We start from the raw sequence: 24,393 nt of genomic DNA on the forward strand, positions 1-24,393 counted from the left end.
CCCCCCCCCCTTCCTGTGCGCTACGCCATAAAGAGCTCCCCGCCCTCACGAGAATCACCATCATTGCACTTGGTGCAAACTTGCACCGGGTGTAGGATTACACTCCGTGCAAGAAGAACTGTCATTACGCGAGCAAAAACGCCTGAAAACTCGCCTACGCATAGAGGATGCTGCCACCCTCTTGGTAGACGAGCATGGCTTTGCCTCCGTCACGGTGGAGGAGATTTGTGAGAAGGCCGGAATTTCCCGGCGCACCTTCTTTAACTATTTCGATTCCAAGGACTCAGCCGTCTTGGGCAACCCCAGCCAAGAGTTCTCCCAGGAGCAAAAGAGTTACCTGCTCGAAACTCCTACGGAGAACCTCTTTAAGCTGGCCGTAGGTCTCATCAAGGAACACCTCAATGGGCAGCACGCCAATAAGGAAATTGCTGAACGACGCCGCCGTATCTCCCGCGATGCGGACGCAGCGGCGGCGTCCTTAAGCAGAAAGCGTGCCAAGTCTAACGAAGTACTTGAGCTTCTCACCCAGCGGCTAGAGAAGGAGCCAGCGTTAAAGACCATGCCGGATGTCTCCCCGCACACGGAGGCACTACTCATTGCTGTCACCATCCGTGAGGCTTTTTGGTTGGCCACCACCTCGCCAGACTTCAGCTGTGATATCCCCTTTGAGCAGCGCTTTGACTCCGCACTCGCACTCATCAACAACTATTCGAAAGGACTGTCATGGTAGCTACCGCGAAACCGCCAGTGGCCAACACTGACAATGGCAAGCCGGAAAACAACCTTGCCCTCGTCTTCTCTGCCCTCGTGCTCACCATGTTGATGAGCTCCCTGGGGCAGATGATCTTCGCGTCCGCTCTTCCCACCATCGTCGGCGAGCTCGGCGGTGTCGACCACATGAGCTGGGTTATTTCCGCCTTCCTGGTCACCATGACCATTGCTATGCCTATCTCCGGCAAGCTCGGTGACATGATGGGCCGCAAGTGGCTCTACATCGGCGGTATTGCCACCTTCGTCATCGGGTCCGCCGTGGGTGGCTTCGCCAATTCGATGAATCTGCTCATTATTGGCCGTGCCATTCAGGGCTTCGGCGCTGGTTTCATGATGATCTCCTCCCAGTCCATCATCGCGGAGGTCACCACGGCACGTGAGCGCGGTAAGTTCATGGGCATCATGGGCGGCGTTTTCGGCCTGTCCTCCGTCCTCGGCCCAGTCCTTGGCGGCTGGTTCACTGATGGACCTGGCTGGCGCTGGGGTCTGTGGATGAATATTCCCCTTGGTCTGCTCGCCATGACCGTGTGCGTGCTCGTTCTGCACCTGCGCGTCGGCGATACTGATCTGCGTAAGTTTGATGCCTTGGGAGCCACCTTCATCGCTATCACTACCGCCTCGCTCATCCTCATGACCACCTGGGGCGGCACTCAGTATGAGTGGTCGGATCCCGTCATTCTTACCTTGGCCGTCATCGTTGTGATTGGTGCTGTTATCACGGTCTTCGTCGAGAAGCGGGCCGAGGAGCCCCTGATCCCAGTTCTGCTGTTTAAGAACCGCAACATGGTGCTCACGACGGCCGCCGGCATGGTGCTGGGCCTGGCTATGTTCGGTGTGCTGGGCTACATGCCGACCTACCTGCAGATGGTGCACACCCTCACACCTACCAAGGCGGGACTCATGATGATCCCGATGATGCTCGGCATGATCGGCACTTCTACCACAGTGGGATTCATCATCGCCCGAACCGGCCACTACAAGCGTTACCCCATCATCGGTCTCGCCATTACGGCTGGCGCGTTGTTCTGGATGTCGAAGCTGACTGTGGAGACCTCCCTGACTCAGCTTGGCGCGGAGTTCCTCGTCTTCGGCATCGGACTTGGCTTTGTTATGCAAGTGCTCGTTCTCATCGTTCAGAACTCCTTCCCCGTGGCGCTGGTGGGCACCGCTACTGCGGCTAACAACTTCTTCCGCCAAATCGGCTCCGCCATGGGCGCTTCCCTCGTGGGCTCGCTGTTCATCCACAACATGAAGGACGAGTTAGCTGCCAATATGCCTGCTGCCATTGCTTCCATGGGCAAGGCCGGTGCACCGTTTGCGGAAAAGTTCAACGCCGAGGGCGGCGGTTCCTCCAACCTGACCCCATCGATGGTTGCACAGCTACCGGAGCCGATCCGCGATGTCGTCCTCAACGCTTATAACGATGGTCTAACCCCAGTCATCCTGCTCATGGTTCCGATGGCCATCATCGCTCTCCTGCTTATCCTGCCCGTGCGGGAGGAGCACCTCAAGGAGACCATCGATTAGAGCACTCCCCTAAGGATGCAACAACAAGAAATCCTCGCTACGAAGAATCACGTAGCGAGGGTTTTCTTGTATCAACGTGCCTAGCGCAGGATTCCTAACTGGCGCGCTACCTGCGCAGCCACACCGATGAGTGCCAGCAGGCCGGCAATGATGCCCACGATGGTCCCAACATCCGTGCCACCGGTGCTCGAGCTTCCGAGAAGAGACTTCTTGGTCACCTTCACGGTCTTGGTGACTTGGTTGTTTGACAGCTGGGGCTGACCATTACGCAACACATGAGTGTTGAAGGTGATGGTCGCAGTGCCCTCGGACTTGGCCGTGTAGGTTCCGTCCTCGTTGACTTCCAAGACCTCCGGATCGCTGCTGCTTGGCGACGCCACCGGAACCCCCAGCTTTGCTCCCCGGAAGCCGTCGATGCTCAATCCCAGGCTTCCTTGGCTTCCGACGGAAGTGCCACCCGTAGTCATGAGCTCGGCTTTGCCGACTGTGCTTTCCGGCACGGCAATAGGGAATGCGTGGCGGCCGGAAATACGCGCGGGTTGACCGGGCATATCGCGGTTGGAGAAGAAACCAGCAGTCACCTCCCCAACCTGCGCCTGAGCGAATGTTACGTGGGTGGGATCGATAATCGAGTAGAGGTGCCCAGTGCGATCATTGAACTGGCCATGTGAGCGAATGAGCATATCCCACTCGCTTGCCCCCTGGTACTTATCGGTCGACCACGATGCGATCGCGTCCGACATCCCTTTAGTGGTCAGGTTTTCACCGGCCCAGAGGTTGCTAATGACTCCGAAGGGAGGAACCCCTGGCAGTCTCTCATGGTTGAAGTCAAGGTTCTCCTCGGCAGCGCGCTGCAAAACCGCGTGCTCGAGACCGCGATCCCAGGAGATGGAATTCACATAGGCATCGCGGGTGCGGAAACCTGCGGCGCTAGCAGCCTGGCGCAGCGTTCCGCCGTTGAAGGGAAGGTTATCGTCCCAAGCCTTGCCGCGTAGCTGCCGAACCTGGCGGGTAACCAGGTCAATATCGGACTGCATCACGGGCTCAGCAAAGACATAAGCCAAAGCACCATTGGGGTGGTTAACGTCGAGCTCCGCCACAGGGACGGAGCCGGCAGATGGAAACTCAGCAGCCGTGGCAACGGGCGCTGCGAAAGCACCGGTCGACACGGCTACGGCGGTAGAAAGGGCAAGCACAGAGGTGCGGAAAGACATGATTCGCCTTCGATAGAGAGTGGTTGCGAACAGGTTCTATTCTATCCCCACTCCTGCCCTGATATTAGAAAAGTGAGATAATTACTTTCTCTTCTGGTTGGCTTCTGCCTTCTTTTCCTCCGGCTTCGGAAGGAGCAGCTCATAAACATCGGTATCGCGCCACTGGCCGGCAAGCTCACCATAAGTCATCTTTGCCATGTGGGAGTAGGTACCCACCTTGACGAAGCCACGGGATTTGTGGAGACCAGCGGAGCCTTCGTTCTCCGGGAAAATCCACGAATGGATGGCCCACTTGTGCAAGTCGCGGCAGACCTCAATGAGCTGATCCAGCAAGGCGCCACCGATACCCCTGCCCTGGGCTTCCTTACTCAGGTAGATGGAATCCTCCACCACGCCGTGGAACACGGTACGGGTGGACGCCTGCGCAGCGCAGACCCAACCGAGAACCTTCGAGTCATCGTCTTCCTCAACAGCGACGAAGACGGACGACATGATCTTGACGTTCTTAAATTCCTCGAAGGTCAACGAGCGGGTCTCATAAGTAGCGTGACCGGTGTTCAGGCCCTGCTCATAGATTTCCCGCATCTGCGGGTAGTCCGCAGCGTTGAAGGGCCGGATGCGGAAATCCTTCTTCTTGTTTTCTGCGTTGTCGCTCATGAAACAATTATTACTGAGCACACTGCGTTAATGCCAAGCTGAGAGCAGGCAGATCGCCATTCGCGAACGCGTTAATTCTCACCCTCCAACAAATCGGTGACGAGCTCCGCAATGGCAGAGCGCTCAGAGCGCTGCAGGGTCACATGCGCAAAAAGCCCATGCCCCTTGAGTTTCTCAATGACCGCCTGCACACCATCGTGGCGGCCAACACGCAAGTTATCGCGCTGGGCAACGTCATGTGTGAGCACCACACGGGAGCCGCGGCCCAGTCGCGAAAGGACTGTGAGCAGCACATTGCGCTCTAGTGACTGGGCCTCGTCGACGATGACGAAGGAATCATGCAGGCTGCGGCCACGGATGTGGGTCAGTGGGAGAACTTCCAAGAGGCCGCGGTCTTGGACTTCCTCCATGACGTTTTCGGATACCAACCCTTCCAAAGTGTCATAGACTGCTTGGGCCCAGGGGTTCATCTTTTCGCTCTCCGAGCCCGGCAGGTACCCCAAGGACTGTCCGCCCACCGCATACATCGGGCGGAATACCACGATGCGGCGGTGCTCACCGCGCTCCAGAACTGCCTCCAAGCCAGCACATAATGCCAGCGCGGACTTACCCGTGCCCGCTCGGCCGCCGATGGACATGATGCCCACGGAAGGATCTACTAAGAGTTCCAGTGCAACGCGCTGCTCGGCGGAACGGCCTTGCAGACCGAATACATTGCTATCCCCACGCACCAAGCGAACAGTGCCCTCAGCCGTCATGCGTCCCAGTGCTGATTGCCCGCCTGCCTGCAGAGTCACGCCACAGTGCACCGGCAGGTCTTCGACGCGGGTGCCGGCGGTGGTCACGGAGCCGTCGATAAGCACCTCGCCTTCCCCGTAGAGCTCATCGATGACCTCGGCGCTGGTGGGCACGATGGCCATGCCGGTGTAGCCGGTGAGCACGACATCCTGCGCATGGTACTCATCGGCCTGCAGGCCCACAGCGCCGGCCTTGACGCGCAGCGGGACATCCTTGGTTACCAGAACGGTGTCCTTGCCTTCATGCTGCAAGTTCAGCGCACACGCGAGAATTCTGTGGTCTCCCTCCGGCCCGCGGAAGGCCGCCGGCAGCAAGGATTGATCCTGGTGGTTAAGCTCCACGCGCAGCGTTCCGCCTGCGGCATTGACGGGCAGCGGCTGATCCAGAGCTTCGTAAGTGGCGCGGAGGTCCTCCAAAAAGCGAAGAGCTTGGCGGGCGAACCAGCCAAGCTCCGGGTGATGACGTTTTCCTTCCAACTCAGAGATAACGACGATGGGCAGAACCACATCGTGCTCTGCGAATTTACGCAACGCCCAGGGGTCGGAGAGAAGGACGGAGGTATCGATGACATAGGTCTTGGTTGCCACAGCGGCCTCGTGCGGCTGCTCGGTCAGGACGGAAGGATTGGTCATAGCGGCAGGGTTCTCCCTTTTTATGCCCGTCCCAACAAATCGACCTGGGAGGGCATGGTGAAGCTGGTGATTGTCGAACTGCCCGGAAACTGCACTTAACCTCCGGACACCGTCCACGCTAGAGCGCGAAGGTTGAAATTACATGGGTGCAAGATGAACAGTTTTTAAACGGCATTCACCGCAGTCACACCATTCCCACAAGTTGGGAGTAGTTTATTCTTTCGCGAAGCCGTGACCATGGAAAACAGCGACAGGCTCCGCACCGATCTATCAGTGCGGAGCCTGTCTTAGAAGCTCAACGGGCGGTTAATCCCGCTACATGCGAGCTAAGCCTTTAGTTGATCGTGGCCTCGTACTCGCCGGACTCACCCTGCAGCCAAGAGATAGTGCCGTTGGTGAATTCCTGTACCCAACCGTTGCCCTCGGCCTGCTCCGGGGCAGTCGGCAGGCCTACCTTGCTCTCAAGGCCGCCTTCCTCGGTCCAGGTCTCGGCGATCTTGCCAATGATCGGCTGGGTGCCTTCGCCCTCAGCGAATGCCAGCAGTTTGTCCTTGGCAAAAGTTGCAACGCTGCCCTTGTCGGTGGTCTCGATGGACTCCGGGTCGCCCCACTCAGCAGCCTTCTCCTTGATAGCCTGAGCGAAGTCGGCCGGGACCTCTACATCACCGTTGGCGGTGGATACGCTCTCCTTGTCGCCCTCAGCGCCGCCCTCCGAGTCGGCAGAATCTGCTTCAGAAGAGTCAGCATCCTCTGCACCCTCAGCATCAGAAGGATCGGCGGACTCGGAGTCCTTCATGGAATCCTTGGCGTCCTGAGCAGCAGAGCCGGCAGCACCGGTAGCGTCGGACGCGGCGGACTGTGCGGCGTCGCCAGCATCCTTAGCGGCATCCTCAGCATCCGAGCAAGCAACGACACCCAGGGACAGGGTGGCGGCGGCGATACCAGCAGCGAAACGACGAGTCATCTTCTTCATTCTTAAACCTTTCTCTTCTAGTTGAGCACTGTTCTAAGTACTTTTGTTGAGAACGAAACCCACCGTAGGCGTAGCCAACACGTCTTGCCACCATCGAACCTGTGATTTGACAACAAAGCGACTTATTTATCGGCGTTTCCGCTGTTGAGAACCCCTATATCTTTTCGATAACGGTTTGGAAATCGAGCCCTTGTGAGACTTTCCTTGGGCCTTTCTGCGTTCTTGCTTAGCCTTTGCTTTGTCGCGGGCGCTGCGCTTCTCAGCTGTGTTGCGGGAGGAATTCCGCGTCCTTCCCTTTGCCACCCCGACGAAATCCTGAATCTCGTCACCATCATCAGCCCGGCGCCACACCAAAGCGATTTCTGTGCGCGCAACGGAAGGGTCCTCTAGCCCAAGTGCGACTACCTGCTTCTTGCTCAGCACCTTCAGCAGTGGTCGAGGCGCGATGGCCACGCCCACGTTGGCTGCCACGACCTGGAGGGCGGTGCGCAGGGCTGGAACGTCGACACTGCCGTCCCGCGCAATCCGGTAGTTCACAATCTCTTCGGCAACATCCGCTGGCGCAATGTCCTCCCCTACCTCCGCATAGACCGAGTCTTTCGGCACCGCAATACCAGGCGCCTCCTCATAAAGACGAACCACATGGAAGCTGTCATCAACCCGCGAATCTGGCAGGCGGGTGAGTGCGAGGTCTGCCTCATGCGCGAGAAGAACCGCCAGCGCATCATCGGCGTCGACGGTCACCAGGGACTCGGGGGAATGCGAGTCACGGTAGCGGCGAAACCACTTACCGGGTTCTGTACCAGTGGAAAAGACAAGGCGGAGCATGCACCTCATACTACGGTGCTGCTAGCGTGGTGAGCGTGACTGATACCCCGAATAAGGAAACCCCCAACAACGAAACCCAGCAGCCTTCCGGTACCGCCATGCGCGCACAAACCGCAGCCAAGAAGCTGGGCATCTACCTGCCGGCCACCCCGGAGGAGTTTCAAGCCAACGCAGTAACCCACGCGCAACTGCGCGACTTGCAGGAGAATCCGCCGGAATGGCTGGCTAACCTGCGTCGAGAAGGCCCCCACCCGCGCCCAGTGGTGGCACAAAAGCTGGGAATCTCCGTGACCGCGCTGAAGAAGAACGAGATGGACCGTCCTCTCACCACCGCGGAAATTAAAGAACTCCTCAGCGCGATGCCCGAGTGGCTCGAAGCCGCTCGGAAAGCTCACGCTGAGGAGCGCTCGAATGAGCTCTCCCAAGAAGAGTCAGGAGAGCGCGGGAAAGCTTAGACCAGCTTCCAATCCTCAAGACCGTCGTAGAGCGGGAAGTCTGCGGCGACCTTCTCCACGCGAGCGCGCAGCTTGGCGACGTCCGCGTCCTTACCGTTTGCTAGTGCAGTACCGATGACATCGGCCACCTCGGTGAAGGCCGCCGCGTCGAGGCCGCGGGTAGCCAAGGCCGGGGTACCGATGCGCAGACCAGAGGTAACCATCGGCGGGCGCGGATCATTCGGAACCGCATTGCGGTTCACGGTGATGCCAACCTCGTGGAGAAGGTCCTCCGCCTGCTGGCCATCGAGCTCGGAGTTACGCAAGTCCGCCAGGACGAGGTGCACGTCGGTACCACCGGTGAGGACGTCGACGCCCGCCTTGGTGCAATCCTCAGCGGTCAGGCGCTCAGCCAAAATGCGAGCACCTTCCAGGGTGCGCTCCTGACGCTCCTTAAATTCCTCGGTGGCCGCAATCTTGAGGGCGATAGCCTTTGCCGCGATGACGTGCATGAGCGGTCCGCCCTGCTGGCCCGGGAAGACGTTGGAGTTGATCTTCTTGGCAAAGTCCTGCTTGGCCAAGATGAGGCCAGAGCGCGGGCCACCAAGCGTCTTGTGCACGGTGGAGGACACAACATCGGAGTGCGGCACCGGGGAGGGGTGCAGACCGGCGGCCACGAGGCCCGCGAAGTGCGCCATATCCGTCCACAGGTACGCGCCGACCTCATCGGCGATGGAGCGGAAAGCCTCGAAGTCGATGGTGCGTGGGTAGGCGGACCAACCAGCAATGATCACCTGCGGCTTTTCTGCCAGAGCTTGTTCGCGCACCTTATCCATGTCGAGGCGCATGGTCTCCGGGTCAACCTCGTACGCGGCAACGTCGTAAAGCTTGCCGGAGAAATTCAGCTTCATACCGTGGGTCAGGTGACCGCCATGCGCCAAGGATAGGCCCATGATCTTGTCACCTGGCTGGATCAGCGAAGCCAGCACAGCAGCGTTGGCCTGGGCACCGGAGTGCGGCTGGACGTTGGCAAAATCAGCGCCAAACAGCGCCTTGGCGCGATCGCGAGCCAGATCCTCCACGACGTCGACGTGCTCGCAGCCGCCGTAGTAGCGGCGTCCCGGGTAGCCCTCTGCGTACTTGTTGGTGAGAACAGAACCCTGTGCCTGTAGAACCGCGCGGGGGACGAAGTTCTCCGAGGCAATCATCTCGAGGGTATCGCGCTGACGAGCAATCTCACCGGAGATAGCATCGAAGACCTCGGGGTCAAGATCGCGCATCTCCTGGTAGCGCACGTCTGAATTGTTCGTAGTCGTCATGAAAGCGTGGTGTCCCTTCCTAAAGATGGTCAAGATCGCCGGCAGTGCCCGCTCGCAGCACAACACCACCGGCTTGAGAAATCGCCGAAGCTAGTTCTACATCCTAACGCCCGCATCCCCCGCGCGGGGGCCTCTAGGAATCTTTTCATTCGGGGCAATTGCACTAGGCGCCCGATGCAGTGCGACAATAGTCGGCATGGCGCGAATGACCGATGCGAGCCCGTACCTCGATTTTGACCGTGATACGTGGCGTGCCCTACGTAAATCCATGCCACAGGTGCTCACGGCAAACGAGGTGGAAAAACTCCGCGGCATTGGTGACCGCATCGACCTCACCGAGGTAGCAGAGGTGTACCTCCCCCTTTCGCGTCTCATTCACATGCAGGTGGAGGCCCGCCAAAAGCTCACCGCAGCCACGGAGGCCTTCTTGGGTAACCCACCGACGCACGTGCCCTTCGTCATCGGCGTCGCTGGTTCCGTTGCCGTGGGCAAGTCCACGACAGCACGCCTGCTCCAAGTGCTCCTTGAACGCTGGGATTCCCACCCGAAGGTCGACTTGGTGACCACGGACGGCTTCCTCTACCCCACCGCCTACCTTAAAGAACACGGGCTAATGCAGCGCAAGGGCTACCCGGAGTCCTATGACCGCCGCGCACTGATGCGTTTTGTTACCGACGTTAAATCGGGCAAACCCCTAGTCACGGCCCCGCTCTACTCGCACGTGTCCTATGACATCGTCCCCGGGGAATTTCAGGAGGTTCGCCAGCCGGACATCCTCATCTTGGAGGGCCTCAACGTCCTACAAACCGGTCCGACCCTCATGGTCTCCGACCTGTTCGACTTCTCTGTTTATGTGGACGCCCGAGTCGACGACATTGAAAAGTGGTACATTGACCGCTTCCTCAAGCTCCGGCACACCGCTTTCCGCGAGCCGGGTGCGCACTTCGCCTCCTTCGCGGACATGACGGATGAGGAAGCCTACGTGCAGGCCCGAGAAATCTGGCAGTCCATCAACCTGCCCAACCTTATTGAAAATATTTTGCCCACCCGAGTGCGTGCTTCCTTGGTTCTACGCAAGGGCTCACACCATTTGGTGGAGCAAGTGCGGATGCGCAAGCTCTAGGCGGGCATTATCGGGCTAGCGCCCAAAGCGGCGTGAGCGCTGCGAATAATCGCGCAAAGCGCGCAAGAAATCTACCCGGCGGAATGCGGGCCAATACGTATCCGTAAACCAAATCTCTGAATAAGCAGCCTGCCACAGAAGAAAGCCGGAAAGACGCTGTTCACCGGAGGTGCGGATCACAAGATCTGGGTCCGGCAAACCTTTGGTGTAGAGGTTGCCCGTGATGGCCTCTGCCGTCACGTTCTCCGCAATCTCCTCAGCGCTCAATCCCTTTTCGGCTTCGCTACGAATGAGACTCTGCACGGCATCAACGATTTCTTGACGCCCGCCGTAGCCCACCGCGATGTTAACGATGACGCCCTGGTGATCTTCTGTGGCTTCAGCAGCGCACTGCATTTTGGCGGTAACCTGTTCAGGAAGCAGATCTAGGTGTCCCACGAGACGGATTTGGCAATCCAAATCGCCCTGGGAAAGGTGCGTGACAACATCAGAAATGATGTCAAAAAGCAGCTGCACTTCCTGCTCGCTGCGCTTCAAATTTTCCGTCGACAACAGGTAAATAGTGACGACCTCAATGTCAGTGCCTTGGCACCAAGAGATCATCTCACTAATTTTCCGCGCTCCCTGGCGGTGACCGTGGCTAATATCCGTAAAGCCCGCCTCGCGCGCCCAGCGGCGATTGCCATCCGCCATGATTGCCACGTGGCGTGGCTGCGGTTTGTTCTTAATCTCACGCGTTAGACGCGCCTCATACAGGGGATATAGGAGCTGGCTTAGGAACTTCACGGTGGGGAAACGTCCTCTGCGTTAAAAGATGGACTTCTTACTGTTATCGAGGATGCCGGCTTCCTTCATAGCCGCATCGACCGCCTCATCATCGAAAGGATCAATGCCGTGATCCTGCGCGAACATGGTACGGCGGCGGAAACGCGAGTAGCGGCGGTGAAAATTCCAGCCTGCGAAGAGGACGGCAACGCCCATCAGGGCAAGGATGAGCAAACCGATGGGCGAGGCCTTACCGAACTCTGGTCCTACCGGCCCGCTTTGGCTCCCCTGGGCGAGCAGGGCGACGTCATGCGCCGCGAAGTACAAAGCGTTCATGTTTTAAGCCTCCCCTACTTCCGGGATTCCCGCAAATAAATCATCCTCCGGCAGCGCCGTCGAAACGCGGGTCTTAGCCAGCTCAAATTCCTCCGTAGGCCAGTGCTCCTGCTGCACGGACACCGGAGTCGCAAGAAAGGCACCGGCCGGATCAATTTGGGTGGCGTGTGCGCGGAGAGCGTCCTCCCGATTTTGGAAGTAATCCGCGCACTCTACCTGCGTGGTCACTCGCGCCATGATGTCACCGAAAGCGGTATCCCACCGCGCAAGCATCGGCTCATAAGGGCTCACCTTTCCTTCCTCCACAAGGAGGTCGTGGAAAATCTTCATCCTTTGATACACAAAGCCGTGCGTGTAGTAGAGCTTCAGCGGCTCCCACGGCTCCCCCAATTCTGGGTGGTACGCGGAATCGCCCGCCTTGTCCCACGCCAACATAGACGCTCGGTAGACCATGAGATGATCCGGGTGTGGGTAGCCGCCGTTCTCGTCATAGGTAATGATGACGTGGGGGCGGAAGTCACGGATAATCTCCACCAGCTCTTGGGCTACCTCATCATCTTCCTTGAGAGCAAAGCAGCCCTCGGGGAGCAGGTCCTTAATATTAGGCGCAAGCGGGTTGCCGGGAAGGCCCGAATCCACGTGCCCAAGCCAGCGGTGTTGCACGCCCAAAGCGGCGGCCGCTTCCGCCATTTCCTCTCGACGAATACTGCCCATATTCTCAAGGACGCCAGGGCGGTCCATGGCCGGGTTGATAATATCCCCACGCTCACCACCGGTACAGGTGACGACGAGGACCTCCGCCCCTTCCGCAGCATATTTCGCGGTTGTCGCCGCACCCTTCGAGGATTCGTCGTCAGGGTGCGCGTGAATAGCCAAAAGGCGCTTTGTACTCACTGGGTGCTACATCTCCCTAGATTGCTTCTTTAAACAGACGCCCAGTCTAATGGATAGTAACTTCGCGGCGACCGTTGGATAGAATCAGACTCATGTCTGACGCCCAACCCGCTTCTCGCTCCGCACGTTCACAGTCTCGATACGGTTCCAAGACACGCACCCCGCGTACAGGAGGTTCCTGGACCAATCGGGCACTGGTGCTGGTGTTTTTGGCCATGTTTGTCGCGGCCATCGTCTTTGGCGTTCAGTACTTCCGCAGCCAGCAGAAGGTCAACGCAGATATATCCTATGTCACACACGAGATCCTCTCCGATGACTCCATGCGCATTTGGGTAGACATCACACGCAACCGCGTTGAAGAACCTGCTTATTGCATCGTGCAGGCTTTTGACTACTCCAAAGCGGAGGTCGGCCGCCGCGAAATTGCCGTGCCGGCCGGCGGCGAGTCTGCCCAGCGCGTCGCAGTGGACATCCCCACCAACCACCCGGCTGTCGCCGGTGGCGTCTACGGTTGTTCTGGAAATATTCCTTCTTATCTCGATACCAGCGCAATGGATACAGCGGGTGAGGCAACCGACAACTAAAAGCCCAGCTGTGCTAGTATGTTGAGCGTTCTGAATGGGCCGCGCCACCTGCACTTTTGCGCCCGTTCTTTGAGAAATAAAAGTGTTCATTAGAAACCGTATACGGAAGGTTGCACTATGGCTGAGCAGCAGAAGCAATACATCACCCCGGAAACCAAGGCCAAGCTCGAGGCCGAGCTGCAGGCCCTGATTGACCACCGCCCGGTCGTCGCCGCGGAAATTAATGAGCGCCGCGAGGAGGGTGACCTTAAGGAGAACGCGGGTTACGACGCCGCACGCGAGATGCAGGACCAGGAAGAGGCCCGCATCAAGCAGATCTCCGAGGTTCTGGCTAACTCCACCACCGAGCGCACCGCCGTCCAGGAGGGCGTTGCCCACATCGGTTCGGTGGTCCACGTTTACTACAACGGTGACGAAGAGGACCGCGAGACCTTCCTCATTGGTACCCGCGCTGCTGCTTCCGACAACAAGGACTTGGAGACCTACTCTGAGCAGTCCCCGCTGGGCGCTGCCCTTCTGGGTGCTGCCGAGGGCGAGACCCGCGAGTACACCGCGCCGAATGGCAAGACCTTGTCGGTGACCGTGGTCTCCGCTGCACCTTATGATTCCGCAAAGGCCGCAACTCCGCGCAAGTCCTAATTTATACTGCTCTTAGGTCACCGTTTTTCTGAGAAAGAGTTTTATCCCCATGAAGAAGTTCACTCGTTTCGCTGCTGCTGGTCTGGTTGTCTCTGCTGGTCTTACCCTTGCTGCTTGCCACCCGCCGAGCGAGCAGGATTCCACTGAAAAGGTCGACACCGGTGCTACCTTCACCGGTGAGGCCCCGGGAGCCGGCGCAGCCGAATCCTCCGAGTCTGCAGATGCCACCGACGTCGTTGGCACCGAAGCTGCCACCGAGACCGCAGTAGCTCCGGCTGAATACACCACTGCCCCGGTTCAGCAATAAGCTCAACGGCATCTTAAAGCAAGAGCGGCGCCCCGAATAATCCGGCGCCGCTTTTAGCGTTCTGAGGGCACTCCCCCTCCACCGCCTTGCACCTAGTTTTCTTCGCGGGCCCAATCCCCAATAACCCCTGGCAGCACCGCAGGGGCTTCGCCTAATAGGTCGCGGCGGTTGGGATCGCGCTCTACCTGCGTGGTAACGGACTTGATCCGCCGTTCGCCTTCTCCGCCACGCGCCATTCCGCCCATCGGGGGCATCATGAAGACGATGGCCGTGCCCTGAACTAGTTTCGGAACTGGTTCACACGGCTCTCCATCGGCCAAGAGAACCTGGGCGAAGCGCTTGAACACAAACGGCCGCGCTTGCCGACGCCAGACTTCCACGCCCACACCATCTACCACAACCCCGTACAGCGCCGACGAAGACATGGATGCCAGCAACAAAGACTCTATACTCCGGCCCATGCCTTTGGAGACAGCTACCAATCTGGCCCAGTTAGCGGCCGGCTTCACATTGTTACTTGCCGTCGGCAGTAACCTGCTGCCGTTTTGTCCGACTACTCCAACTTTGCCGTTGCGCTTGGTGATTCCTTGAAAACCTACTATATGAGGTTCTGTGGCGTTGCCTTACCGATTAAATGAACACGTTCCTTTCAAAAGCACGGAATCCAAAGCGTTACTCGCCGTACCAATTAAAGACTTGTGCTACCTTACGCAAAGTAAACACCGAATGATTCGAAGTAATGTTAATACCCTAAATACGGAGCCCAGTTTCTCCGCACTTCCTTGGTTACGAGGCTTGAGTATAATTACACGGACGACATTTAGCCTCATCGTAGAGCAATTCATGTATGGATTCATACTTTGCGCAAGGCAACCCAGGAATCGTGGAGTAAACGGTGAAATTTAAGAGTGAACAGGGCCGAGATAAGCTTCGCGGCGGGTACTATACGCCGCAACCAGTGGCGGAATTCCTCACACGTTGGCTTATAGACGGGGGCTGCAGTAGCATCCTCGAGCCTAGCTGTGGGGATGGAGCGTTTTTTAGAGCAATGGATACGCTAAACTTCCATCCACCCCTGATTCATGGCATCGAACGTGACCCAGACGAAGCAGAGAAAGCCAAGTCCGCAATGCAAGCCAAGTTGGACTTCACCGTCTATAGTGAGGATTTCCTTAAGTTCACCTCCTCCACAGAGTACGACGGTGTACTCGGGAACCCACCGTTCATTAGATACCAGTTTCTTGAGGAACAAACGCAAGAACTCGCTAAGAAGCTATACGATTCTCATTGTCTCCCTTTTACAAAGCATCTCAACGCATGGGCTCCATTCGTCGTAAAGTCTCTGGATATGCTTACCCCTGGAGGGCGTTTAGCAATGGTGATTCCCGCCGAGATCATGACCGTGTCTCATGCCTCCGGAATCCGCAAGTTTTTATTGGAGCAGTGCTCACGAGTACTACTAATCGATACGCAAGATTTAATCTTTGATGGCGCGTTACAGCGAACGATTCTCCTCTTCGCTGAGAAACAGGTGGATGGAAATTCAAACACTTGCAAACTAGCCACAGTTCACAAGAGCAATCTCGACTTCTTGGCTGGAGACCCCCGCATCGAATTTGACTACGCCGACTTCCGCACAGTGCCTGCCAGCCCAGAAAAATGGATGGCATCACTTCTGTCGCCAGATGAGATTTCAGCATATCAGCACATGGTTTCATCAGCTTCCGTGTCATATTTTGATGAAATCGCGACTGCTCAAGTTGGTATCGTTACCGGAGCGAATAAGTTCTTTCTTGTGACTGACGAAGTAGTGAATCAGTATGATTTGCATGCTTACGCTTACCCAATGTTTGGGCGAAGCAACCACATTCAAGGTGTGACATATTCCGAAGCCGTGCACCAAAACAACAAAAAGAATGGATACCCTACAAATTTCATCTATTTTCCAGCCACTGACAAGGAGCTTTTAGGTCCTGGAGCATCTAAATACGTCGATTACGGAGAGAGCCAAAACTTACACACACGATACAAAACCAGAATTCGTTCGCCTTGGTACGCTGTCCCGTCTGTTTATCGAACGTCGTTGAGCCTTCTAAAGAGATCGCATCAAGCACCTCGATTGATTTTCAATGAGATGGAAGCTTTCACAACTGACACTGCATACCGAATTTCCACTTCTCTCGACCCAGTTTCACTGACAGTGAGTTGGTTCAACTCACTTACTGTCCTAGGGGCCGAACTTCTCGGACGCAGCTACGGAGGTGGGGTGCTTGAGCTAATTCCTTCAGAGATTCGTAAACTTCCTATCCCATTTAACACTTTCAGCAGAGCAGACTTAGATCAATTGGATAACCAATTCTTGCTAGGTCGGCCTACCGAAGAAATTCTTGAACAACAGGACAAACTGGTTCTTGGCCGCGCTGGATTTAGCGAAGAAAATATCCGGCTAATTCAAACTGCAAGAAAACGTCTTAGCTCGCGCAGAATAGAAAGGTTGACCTAGAATGAGCGGCTTCGCTTCTGTCGAGGAGTTATGTCGTACCTACGCTGTCGGTCGGCAGACTTACGAATCCCCCACTGGCTACACCGAGGCTGAAACACGCAGCGAATTTATCGACGTTTTGTGGATGAACCTTGGTTGGGATGTACGTAATAGACACGGCGTGGCCCCATATAAGCGAGACGTAGTCCTTGAGAAGAACCAAAGACAACTCGGTAGTTCAGGGCAGAAACCTGACTATACGATCCGTATCAATGGTGAATCTCGATACAACATCGAAGCAAAGAAGCCCTCGGTGCCCGTTTTCTCGGATAAATCCGCTATTTTTCAAGCGCGGCGCTACGGATACACAGATCAACACGCAATTGTTGTTCTGACCAATTTTAGAGATCTTATTGTTTTCGACGCAACTGTACCTGTAGATGAGGGGCGCGATCATGCAGAGACAGCGCTACTTGCTAGATGGAACTATAAGGAATATGTAGACAGCTGGGATGAGATATCCGACCTTCTTGGAAAGAAGGCAGTCGGAACAGTCAATTGGGCTTTCTCTACCGCTGCAAGCAAACAAGACCTTCCCGCCGATAAAGCCTTTATAAACCACTTCAATAGTTGGCGAATGGAAATTGGCCAATCGATCCTAGAAAATTCCCCGTCGATTTCGGAGATCCACCTCAATGATGCTGTTCAACAGCTCTTAAACCGTCTCATCTTCATTCGCATGTGTGAAGACCGTGGAATTGAAGGAGAAGAAACGCTTCGCAAAGTTGTGACTGGAGACATTACGAATCTTCCGGCGCTCTTTGAAACGCTGCACACTCGCTATAACACCGGCCTGTTTGCCACTGTAAGCCCCAAATTCGATCCTGTAATTCTCACGGATTCTTCTGTCATCATTGATATCGTCAACAGACTGTACGCACCAAGAAGCCCGTTCTCCTTCGCAGTTTTAGACGCCGATTTCCTCGGTCTAGTCTATGAGGCCTCACTCGCGCAACATCTGATTATTAAAGACGGTGCTATTTCTCTAGCCCAAAAGTCGGAGTACAAAAATCGCGATGTTGTAACTACTCCGCAAGCGTTAGTAGATCGTACGGTTGCGGAGGCAGTTGCGCTTGTTCCGGAAAAGATTGAACGACCTACTGTATTAGATTTTTCAGTGGGATCTGGACGCTTTTTGCTTTCTACCTTTAACGAACTTGTTGCGAGGGAAACAGAGCGCAACATAAAAGCCGGTAATTATTCGGGGCTGATCAAGATCGGTCAAGACGAATGGAGACTGTCATTCAAAGCTAAGAGAGATTTGCTCACCCAGTGCTGTTTTGGAATCGATATAGACTATAACGCAGTTGAAGTCGCTCGTTTTAGCTTGATTGTCCATTTGCTTGACGATGAAATCAAAGCCACTCTTCCTACTGGCAGCAACATCTTGCCGGACCTAACCCAAAACATAGTTTGTGGAAACACGTTAGTCCGCCCGAGTCCCGACGCTCCAAGCTCAACTTCTGCACTGGACCTCGAATCAACAACGTTGCCACCGAGGTTCGACATGGTAGTTGGTAATCCCCCGTACATGAGCACGGAATCCATGCGCAAGTATGATCTCTTTGAGTTTAAATATCTCCAGGCCAACTACACCACTCCGTACAAACAATTTGACAAATATTTTGCTTTTGTCGAATTCGCGATTACTTGTGCTACAGCACAAGGTGTCATCGGCGTCGTAATACCAAACAAGTGGATGACAGTAGCTTCCGGGTCCCTTTTGCGGAAATTCGTTCTTGAGAACGCTACTCCCGTCTGGCTTCACAACTTCAGGCATCATTCGATCTTCGACGGAAAAATGATCTATGTGTGCGCAATAGTTTTGTCGAAGTCCAAGAGCACCAACGTGCGATACTCCGAACCGCGCAGTGTTGAAGAATTCTCTCTAGGCACATACGAGGTTTTCTCAACCCCACGAAATGAGATCTCTTCGCACCCCGAAGGCGAGTGGATCCTTCCCGCCAGTGAACGCGAAGCCGTAATTCTTAAAGGCCTAACCCAAAATTCGATCAGACTTGGGGATATCGTCGAGCCAAAGAACGGCTTACAGACTAGTCGAAATAAGGTCTTCATCATAGACAATTTCACGGAGCAGAAAGGCTTAGTCACATTCTGGAAGAAGGATCCGGATACAGGTAATTCAAAGAAATGGACCATTGAAAAGGGAATTACCAAGCCTTACCTCAAAGATTCAAAACGTGTGCAGTCGCACCATTCTGTGATGGCGGATTCTCTAATCCTCTACCCGTATACAGGAGGCGGTCTCCAAAAGGTTGAACCTGTGTCCATGGAACAGATGAAGGAAGAGTTTCCCCGCGCTCTGGAATACTTAACGGCTTACAAAGACTCCCTTGAATCTAGGGACAAACAAGCCAAACTAATGATGCAAAAAACTGGACTGTTCTACGTTTTCGGGCGATGGCAGGCATTTGAATACTGTCTTGAGAAGCCAAAGATTTTTTACTCAGTAAACCAGCGCGGAAACAAGTACGGTATCGATCTGACCGGAATCGCTTATCAATCTGGTGGTACTGCTGGTGAGGTAGCTTTATACCCAAAGAGTGCTGACTTTTCACTCGAGTTCGTGCTTGCGTTACTCGATCAAGAGGAAATTGAGTTTTTCTTGACCAAACGCGGCAGCCCATTCCGCGGCGGTTTCTACTCCCGTGGAACTGACGTCATCACCGACGTTCCTGTACCAGATTTGGATTTTTCAAACCCGGATCACGTTGATTTCCACGACAGTGTGAGAGAACTCATGATCAAGCTACGTAAGTTATCCGACAATGATCACTCGGTAGCTCCGCGAGATAAAGTGCGACATATTACATCAAAAAAGGAACTACGCGCAGAGATAAGACAGAAATTCCTCGATTGGTGGCACTTCTAATTTTGCTAGCTCTGGGGCGACTCAGTTAAGGCGCGTGTGACTTTTTGGGGGCAAGTCGCCCAGACTCCTCTACTATTCGGCGATTTATCCGAATTGGCAACTTTCATAGCAACTACAGCGCCAGCCTAAATTCCGAATAAATAGGCTTCGCGGACTGTTTATAAAAGTCACCTTCGACGAAAACAACGACGTCTGAGTGAGGTGCACCGCTTTTGTTAGATCGAAGATTGATGCCCGATGATGCTATAAAAACACCCAGAAACCGGGGCTGAGACCACAGAGTTTAAGATTCTCACCCCGGTTCCCAAAATTAGCATGAGACTAACTAGTCCCTGAAGTAGCTCAGCAGACGAAGAATCTCAGTGTAGAGCCAGACCAAGGTCACAGCCAGACCAAGAGCGATACCCCAGGCGTACTGAGCCGGAGCACCCTGACGGATAAGGCGATCAGCTTGGTCGAAGTCCGTCATGAAGGACAGCGAAGCCAAGACAATGCAGACAAGGGAGAAGATGATGGCGAGCATGCCGCCATCACGCAGCGGGTTGAAGCCGAAGAAAATAGCACCCAACATGTTACCCAGCGCCAACACTGCCACACCGGCAATAAGGCCGAACATGATCTTGTTGAACTTCGGGGTGACCTTGACCGCACCGGTCTTGTAGACCATCAGCATACCGATGAATACGCCTACAGTGCCCATAATGGCCTGCCCAATGAGCGCCATGCCATCGGAGTTACCGAAGGATACGCCGGCGAACATGAGCGAGAATCCGCCCACGAAAAGGCCCTCAAACACGGCGTAAATCAACGTCACCGCAGCAGAGCCAAACTTCTTTCCAAAAGTTGAGACGAGGACAGTAACGAAACCGCCTAGCGCACCAACCAAGGTAAGGATCATCGCAATGCCCGGGTTAACCAACTCACCGATGGCAAAGTTGAGTACGGCCATAACAATAATGACGCCAAGAGTAATACCAGTCTTGGTCACGACATCATCAACCGTCAGCGGACGATCGGCGCTACGGTTTCCCTGGTTAAACGGATTGTCGCTCTGACCGTAGGGGTTAACCTGGGTCTGACTTTGGCTGGACGAGAGGGAACTCATGACGGGGTTGCTAGAACGCACGCGAATCCCGATTCCTTTCACAGTCGTTCTCTAAAAAGCTGCCACTCGGGGCTGCCTTGTCTTTCATTTCACTAGGATCAACGCTTCCCATTGCTAGGAAGTTCCCAAAAATCTCAAAATTCGCAAAAGTTATCCACGTTTAACCGTGATCCATCGACAAGGGCAGCTTCTGGCTGCTGGTAGGCGTAGCAGTAATAGGTGTGCGTAATTGTTATCTCTTCACTCGTTCCCCGCATACCTTGCAAAAGGATTTTTATCAACACCTGGCAATTCCTCCCATGAAAGAGGACAACCCACCTAATGGAGTTTTGATTAGTGATCACCGCATTGAAGGCTTACTTAGCGCATGTAGACGCTGATCCCGCTTCCGCCCCAATGAGTACCAGCATCTCAAGTACCACCGAAGAATCCCCACATATATGAACTATTGATTTCACCAAGCTGTCAATCACGTCTGAGACGACTCAATCTGAGCCGGTTTTTCCTGAGACCGACGCGCCCATAGCCGAGCAGGCGCCAGCGGCGCACACCGTTATTCAATGGTTCAAGGACACACTCGGCCCGGAACGACGATCTGACGGCAGCGTCCCCTATTCCCAACGCTCGGCAGCGAGGAGCACCTTGAGTCCAAGCGAAACATTCGTCGTGTCCCCACCGAAGCAACAGCAACTGTCGCAACCGAGGCTAAGGGCACAAGGCCAGACTGATTGGGCTAAATGTCTTGAGTTCAGTGAGCGCAAACAGCAATGCCGACAAGCGCTGGGCCAGATGGAGATTGAACAGCGCTGAAACCAGGGACAAAAACGAAACAACGCCGCGATGATGTCGCGAAACTTCAAATGGTGCCCCAGTGGCTGGTAGAAGGGGCTCGAGTTAGCGCCAAAAGCTCCATCTTCGTCGCGCCGCCTATCTCACAAATGCAATAAGGGAAGGAAACCTTAAGGAGGCACCCTCAGAGATTTTCTGGCTCAACGTCAGTATTAAGCTTCTGTGCCGCCAAGCGTCGCCGTTGCAATTCGTCTGCTCTTAACGCATTCTCCCAGTGATAGACCAATTGCTGAGACACTTGTACGCAGCCAAACACTGACCACAAAATCAAAATGAACGGGACCGAGGTCAGAGCCCAAACCCACCAAGAACTCGCTTTAATAACCGGCAACAAGTTTGCAGCTACTAGTCCTGATGCTGATGCACACGCCGAAATCTGTGCCACAAGCCTAAAGGGACGGGCAACTCCTGAAACACCGGTCTTCGTCTTGCCAAGCAGCTCTGCGTAAGCTGGCGAAACCACTCCGACAAGCACTGCCATCGCTGTAAGAATAAGAGTGGCAATGCCCGCTCCAACACCCGCGATTCCCAAGAATATCGACTGCAGTCCTTCACGGCTGTCAAGAACAAACGCGGGAATTGAAGCCGTCGCCACGCCGGTCAAAAGTCCGAGAACAAAGTCGTAGGACAAAAGCACGCTGCAAACTTGCCCGCGGTCCTTCTTCACAGTCCTACCCATAGCAATCCCTTACTCCGACTAATCTATTCGACGTGATACATCCGCAATAGCTGTATTCGAAATCTCCCCATCATCGTTCACAGTTATCTCAATTGCTTCTTCCTCAGCGCCAGCCAGCGAAGAGTACTTTGTTTCTACGGTATCCCCGTTGGCGATACGTCGAGTGCCAATAAAATCCGCTTCCCCGTACCCACGGTCCGTGTGCATTTGTGTCTCCCTAAGGAACTGAGAGCCAAGATCAAGGCCTTCGCTCGATGACATCTCTAATGCTACGACTTCGGCTTCGGCATTTTCCATAATTGCTTCAAGACTCTTTGCTTCGCCGTAATGCGGATTAGGTTTCCTTAGCTTATATTTGGCTCGAATTATCTTGTCTACGGTCTTCTTCCAGGATTCAAAATCTATCGATCGCTTTAGTGGGCTAACAGTCCACTTTTCGCCTTCAAGAGACAACAGCGCACGTATAGCCCCTAAAGCACTAGTGACCGAAACATGTGCAGTCGGCTGTACAGCCAACTTAAGGGTGTCAAGATTCACCGCAAACGTCGCAGACGACCCATCCTTAAATTCGACCTCCTGAAAATCAAGCTCGTCCTCGTCCCAAACCTCGGAAGTCTTTGGGCGATTGACGAACCCTAACTTACCGATTAAGACGCTACCTTCCTGCTCTACTTTTCCAACTCTCCAGATACGCCCAAACCGCTGTACGCCGCTACCTTGCGAAAGCGCATTCGCCACCCGTTGTCCATTGCTTTCTTTTGACAGAAACGGTTCAACAGGAGGTTCAATTTGGACCTTATAGACTTTGACAGTTTTCGACGGCATGAGAAAGAGTGTAGCCCTTGAAAACGCTTGCATTGGGGTAACCGCACCTCGGCAATAGGACTACTCCAGCAGTCGAATTCAAAATTTCTGAGCCCGCCCGCTGCATTGGAGAAACGAAATCCCCTTTTTACCCATTCCTATAGCAGCTTCGGGGCAATTCTCTATCCCCCCTTGATACCCTTCGTCACTGATAAACCTCGGATTAAGTCTTTACTTTTTCTTCTCTAGAAAAGATTCTCAACGAAGTGGAATCGGCTAACCGTCCCAAAGTGCCAAGAAATGCTTTAACAAGTCGACTATCAAGTGCAGGCTTGTGGTTACCATCTATGCGGCCTACGACGTCGCAGACCATCTGGTGAAACAAGTGAGTGAAGTGCTAATCGTCCAGGTCTGAATTAGTGCTGAGGCCAATGTCTGCAGCGATGCGGAGCTGTTTGACTGGGACTTGGGGGATGCGGCAATAGGGTTTGTGGAATGTGCCGTGACGATTGTTCGCCACTGATCAAACCACTGTGTCAGATTGTGGTGCTCAGCCGGCGTCCTACTAGCTCCAAGTGGCGCCCCAGTTATGCCCCCAGTGGTGCCCCCAGTGGGACTCGAACCCACACTGAATCGATTTTAAGTCGACTGCCTCTGCCGATTGGGCTATGGGGGCCAAACCGTGCCCACTTATCTTAGGGCACGGATAGTCATGAACTGAAAATAGGGTCGGCTTCTGCGTAGCCTTCCGGCCTTAGCCCGCTAATTTTGCTGCAAGGCCAGTAATGATGCCATCGAGGATGTCCTTCTCACTGATGAAGAAAGAACGTGCCTCGCTATTGCGTTCAATCATCGTCATGATGCCCTCGACTGCCACGCATCCACCGCCAATGACATCCGCGCGTCCAGGGTGGATGACGGGGTTGAGAGCGCGAACATCCGAAGGCAGACCAATCATCTGTCGGGTGAGCACCCGCAGGGCGTCGAAACGCAGCTCGGAGCCATGAATGGAATCGGCATCGTAGCGCTCCATTCCCTGGGCCAGCGCGGAAAGAGTCGTAAACGTACCGGCGCAGCCAACGAAGGTCAGGGCTTTATCGATAGGAACGATCTTCTCGACTTCGGCCATGCGCTCAGCCACATAATCCGTAGCGATCTCAATTTCCGCTTCGGTGGGCGGATCATTGCGCATGATGCGCTCGGTAAGACGCACACATCCCATTTGTGCCGAGTGGGAGCCGAGAATCTCACCGTCGATGGTGCCAACGACGAACTCCGTCGAACCACCACCCAAATCGATAACGCAATATGGGCCCTCTTCAGAATGCAGATCCCCCACCGCGCCGGTAAAGGACAGCAGTGCTTCCTCCTCGCCGGAGATAACCTCCGCACGAGCACCAGACTGGACTTGACCGAGCAGTTCCTCAGTCATGTCAAAGAATTCGCGGTGATTTTTGGCATCGCGGGTGGCTGAGGTGGCCACCATCCGCACGCGCTCAACCTTCTCAAACTTCATCTGTTTGACGTAGCCCTCGAGCGCCGCGCGGGTCCGCGCAAGGGCCTCTGGTTCAAACTCGCCGGTGGCGTCGACGCCCTGTCCGAGACGAACGATCTCCATCGTTCGGGAGATATCGCGGATCTTTCCATCTTCCTGAATCTCACTGATAAGCAGGCGGATGGAGTTGGTTCCGCAGTCGACAGCAGCGACGCGTGTCATAAG

At 55.0% G+C, this 24,393-nt stretch carries 23 protein-coding genes and 1 tRNA gene; 9 read left to right on the plus strand and 15 right to left on the minus strand.

Translation table 11 applies throughout. The features are described from left to right. Window positions 1-106: 106 nt before the first annotated feature. Together HMPREF3147_RS09720 and HMPREF3147_RS09725 are read left to right on the plus strand one after the other, a co-directional pair. Window positions 107-730 (plus strand): TetR/AcrR family transcriptional regulator, encoded by a 624-nt coding sequence (locus HMPREF3147_RS09720; RefSeq protein WP_070447037.1) that lies wholly within the window; start codon window positions 107-109, stop codon window positions 728-730. Further along, window positions 724-2,298, plus strand: a complete 1,575-nt coding sequence (locus HMPREF3147_RS09725; RefSeq protein WP_070447038.1) for an MDR family MFS transporter — start codon at window positions 724-726, stop codon at window positions 2,296-2,298. Before HMPREF3147_RS09720 ends, HMPREF3147_RS09725 begins: the two co-directional genes overlap by 7 nt. Window positions 2,299-2,378: 80 nt before the next feature. On the opposite strand, the gene HMPREF3147_RS09730 is transcribed toward HMPREF3147_RS09725, so the two are convergent. The 5 genes from HMPREF3147_RS09730 to HMPREF3147_RS09750 form a co-directional block, all read right to left on the minus strand. Further along, window positions 2,379-3,512, minus strand: a complete 1,134-nt coding sequence (locus HMPREF3147_RS09730) for a hypothetical protein (protein WP_070447040.1) — start codon at window positions 3,510-3,512, stop codon at window positions 2,379-2,381. Window positions 3,513-3,593: 81 nt separating this feature from the next. Beyond that, window positions 3,594-4,169: a GNAT family N-acetyltransferase gene (locus HMPREF3147_RS09735; RefSeq protein ID WP_070447042.1), complete on the minus strand. Its 576-nt coding sequence runs from the start codon at window positions 4,167-4,169 to the stop codon at window positions 3,594-3,596. A gap of 71 nt (window positions 4,170-4,240) precedes the next feature. Next, window positions 4,241-5,599 carry a PhoH family protein gene (locus HMPREF3147_RS09740; RefSeq protein WP_070447043.1) on the minus strand — a complete coding sequence of 453 codons (1,359 nt, stop codon included), beginning with the start codon at window positions 5,597-5,599 and terminating at the stop codon, window positions 4,241-4,243. Window positions 5,600-5,933: 334 nt separating this feature from the next. Next, window positions 5,934-6,563 (minus strand): LGFP repeat-containing protein, encoded by a 630-nt coding sequence (locus tag HMPREF3147_RS09745; protein WP_246815764.1) that lies wholly within the window; start codon window positions 6,561-6,563, stop codon window positions 5,934-5,936. A gap of 135 nt (window positions 6,564-6,698) precedes the next feature. Further along, entirely contained in the window at window positions 6,699-7,400 is a 702-nt protein-coding gene (locus HMPREF3147_RS09750) for a LysR family transcriptional regulator substrate-binding protein (protein WP_070447047.1), read from the minus strand. Between the two features lie 98 nt (window positions 7,401-7,498). Here HMPREF3147_RS09750 and HMPREF3147_RS09755 point away from each other — a divergent pair, with 98 nt between their 5' ends. After that, the gene (locus tag HMPREF3147_RS09755) at window positions 7,499-7,855 is read left to right on the plus strand and encodes a DUF5997 family protein (protein WP_210384596.1); all 357 of its coding nucleotides are present in this window, start codon (window positions 7,499-7,501) and stop codon (window positions 7,853-7,855) included. On the opposite strand, the gene glyA is transcribed toward HMPREF3147_RS09755, so the two are convergent. Then, a complete protein-coding gene (gene glyA / locus HMPREF3147_RS09760) occupies window positions 7,852-9,153 on the minus strand; it encodes a serine hydroxymethyltransferase (RefSeq protein WP_070447049.1) in 1,302 nt (433 codons plus the stop codon). The genes HMPREF3147_RS09755 and glyA overlap by 4 nt on opposite strands. Window positions 9,154-9,349: 196 nt before the next feature. Here glyA and coaA point away from each other — a divergent pair, with 196 nt between their 5' ends. Beyond that, complete coding sequence (gene coaA, locus HMPREF3147_RS09765) at window positions 9,350-10,276, plus strand: type I pantothenate kinase (protein WP_070447050.1); 927 nt, start codon at window positions 9,350-9,352, stop codon at window positions 10,274-10,276. Window positions 10,277-10,291: 15 nt separating this feature from the next. Here coaA and HMPREF3147_RS09770 read toward each other — a convergent pair whose 3' ends face one another. Genes HMPREF3147_RS09770 through mca form a run of 3 tightly spaced genes read right to left on the minus strand, consistent with a single transcriptional unit; the run spans window position 10,292 to window position 12,271 of the window. After that, the gene (locus HMPREF3147_RS09770; protein ID WP_070447051.1) at window positions 10,292-11,062 is read right to left on the minus strand and encodes an isoprenyl transferase; all 771 of its coding nucleotides are present in this window, start codon (window positions 11,060-11,062) and stop codon (window positions 10,292-10,294) included. 21 nt (window positions 11,063-11,083) lie between these two features. Beyond that, window positions 11,084-11,377 (minus strand): hypothetical protein, encoded by a 294-nt coding sequence (locus HMPREF3147_RS09775; RefSeq protein ID WP_010187365.1) that lies wholly within the window; start codon window positions 11,375-11,377, stop codon window positions 11,084-11,086. A gap of 3 nt (window positions 11,378-11,380) precedes the next feature. Then, window positions 11,381-12,271, minus strand: a complete 891-nt coding sequence (gene mca / locus HMPREF3147_RS09780) for a mycothiol conjugate amidase Mca (protein ID WP_070447052.1) — start codon at window positions 12,269-12,271, stop codon at window positions 11,381-11,383. Between the two features lie 92 nt (window positions 12,272-12,363). On the opposite strand from mca, the gene HMPREF3147_RS09785 reads away from it, so the two are divergent. The 3 genes from HMPREF3147_RS09785 (at window position 12,364) to HMPREF3147_RS09795 (ending at window position 13,801) form a co-directional block, all read left to right on the plus strand. Beyond that, on the plus strand, window positions 12,364-12,855 hold the full coding sequence (locus HMPREF3147_RS09785) for a DUF4307 domain-containing protein (RefSeq protein ID WP_070447054.1): 492 nt from the start codon (window positions 12,364-12,366) through the stop codon (window positions 12,853-12,855). Window positions 12,856-12,972: 117 nt separating this feature from the next. After that, complete coding sequence (greA, locus tag HMPREF3147_RS09790) at window positions 12,973-13,494, plus strand: transcription elongation factor GreA (RefSeq protein ID WP_010187368.1); 522 nt, start codon at window positions 12,973-12,975, stop codon at window positions 13,492-13,494. Between the two features lie 49 nt (window positions 13,495-13,543). Beyond that, the gene (locus HMPREF3147_RS09795) at window positions 13,544-13,801 is read left to right on the plus strand and encodes a hypothetical protein (RefSeq protein ID WP_070447056.1); all 258 of its coding nucleotides are present in this window, start codon (window positions 13,544-13,546) and stop codon (window positions 13,799-13,801) included. 92 nt (window positions 13,802-13,893) lie between these two features. Here HMPREF3147_RS09795 and HMPREF3147_RS12745 read toward each other — a convergent pair whose 3' ends face one another. After that, entirely contained in the window at window positions 13,894-14,262 is a 369-nt protein-coding gene (locus HMPREF3147_RS12745) for a hypothetical protein (RefSeq protein WP_141740734.1), read from the minus strand. 434 nt (window positions 14,263-14,696) lie between these two features. Here HMPREF3147_RS12745 and HMPREF3147_RS09805 point away from each other — a divergent pair, with 434 nt between their 5' ends. Both HMPREF3147_RS09805 and HMPREF3147_RS09810 read left to right on the plus strand, forming a co-directional pair. Then, window positions 14,697-16,304: an Eco57I restriction-modification methylase domain-containing protein gene (locus tag HMPREF3147_RS09805; protein ID WP_070447060.1), complete on the plus strand. Its 1,608-nt coding sequence runs from the start codon at window positions 14,697-14,699 to the stop codon at window positions 16,302-16,304. Between the two features lies 1 nt (window position 16,305). After that, entirely contained in the window at window positions 16,306-19,236 is a 2,931-nt protein-coding gene (locus tag HMPREF3147_RS09810; protein WP_070447061.1) for an Eco57I restriction-modification methylase domain-containing protein, read from the plus strand. A gap of 325 nt (window positions 19,237-19,561) precedes the next feature. Here the strand turns inward: HMPREF3147_RS09810 and HMPREF3147_RS09815 are convergent, their stop codons facing one another. From HMPREF3147_RS09815 to HMPREF3147_RS09835, 5 genes are all read right to left on the minus strand, one after another. Next, on the minus strand, window positions 19,562-20,362 hold the full coding sequence (locus tag HMPREF3147_RS09815; RefSeq protein ID WP_070447062.1) for a Bax inhibitor-1/YccA family protein: 801 nt from the start codon (window positions 20,360-20,362) through the stop codon (window positions 19,562-19,564). Between the two features lie 952 nt (window positions 20,363-21,314). Further along, window positions 21,315-21,857 (minus strand): hypothetical protein, encoded by a 543-nt coding sequence (locus HMPREF3147_RS09820; RefSeq protein ID WP_141740735.1) that lies wholly within the window; start codon window positions 21,855-21,857, stop codon window positions 21,315-21,317. A gap of 30 nt (window positions 21,858-21,887) precedes the next feature. Next, window positions 21,888-22,694 carry a hypothetical protein gene (locus tag HMPREF3147_RS09825; protein ID WP_141740736.1) on the minus strand — a complete coding sequence of 269 codons (807 nt, stop codon included), beginning with the start codon at window positions 22,692-22,694 and terminating at the stop codon, window positions 21,888-21,890. A 578-nt stretch (window positions 22,695-23,272) separates the two neighbouring features. After that, window positions 23,273-23,349: transfer RNA gene (locus tag HMPREF3147_RS09830), tRNA-Leu, on the minus strand. A 78-nt stretch (window positions 23,350-23,427) separates the two neighbouring features. Beyond that, the gene (locus HMPREF3147_RS09835) at window positions 23,428-24,390 is read right to left on the minus strand and encodes a Ppx/GppA phosphatase family protein (protein WP_070447068.1); all 963 of its coding nucleotides are present in this window, start codon (window positions 24,388-24,390) and stop codon (window positions 23,428-23,430) included. Between the last annotated feature and the right edge of the window lie 3 nt (window positions 24,391-24,393).

It is taken from the genome of Corynebacterium sp. HMSC05D03 (assembly GCF_001807205.1).
Classification (GTDB): Bacteria; Actinomycetota; Actinomycetes; order Mycobacteriales; family Mycobacteriaceae; genus Corynebacterium; species Corynebacterium aurimucosum.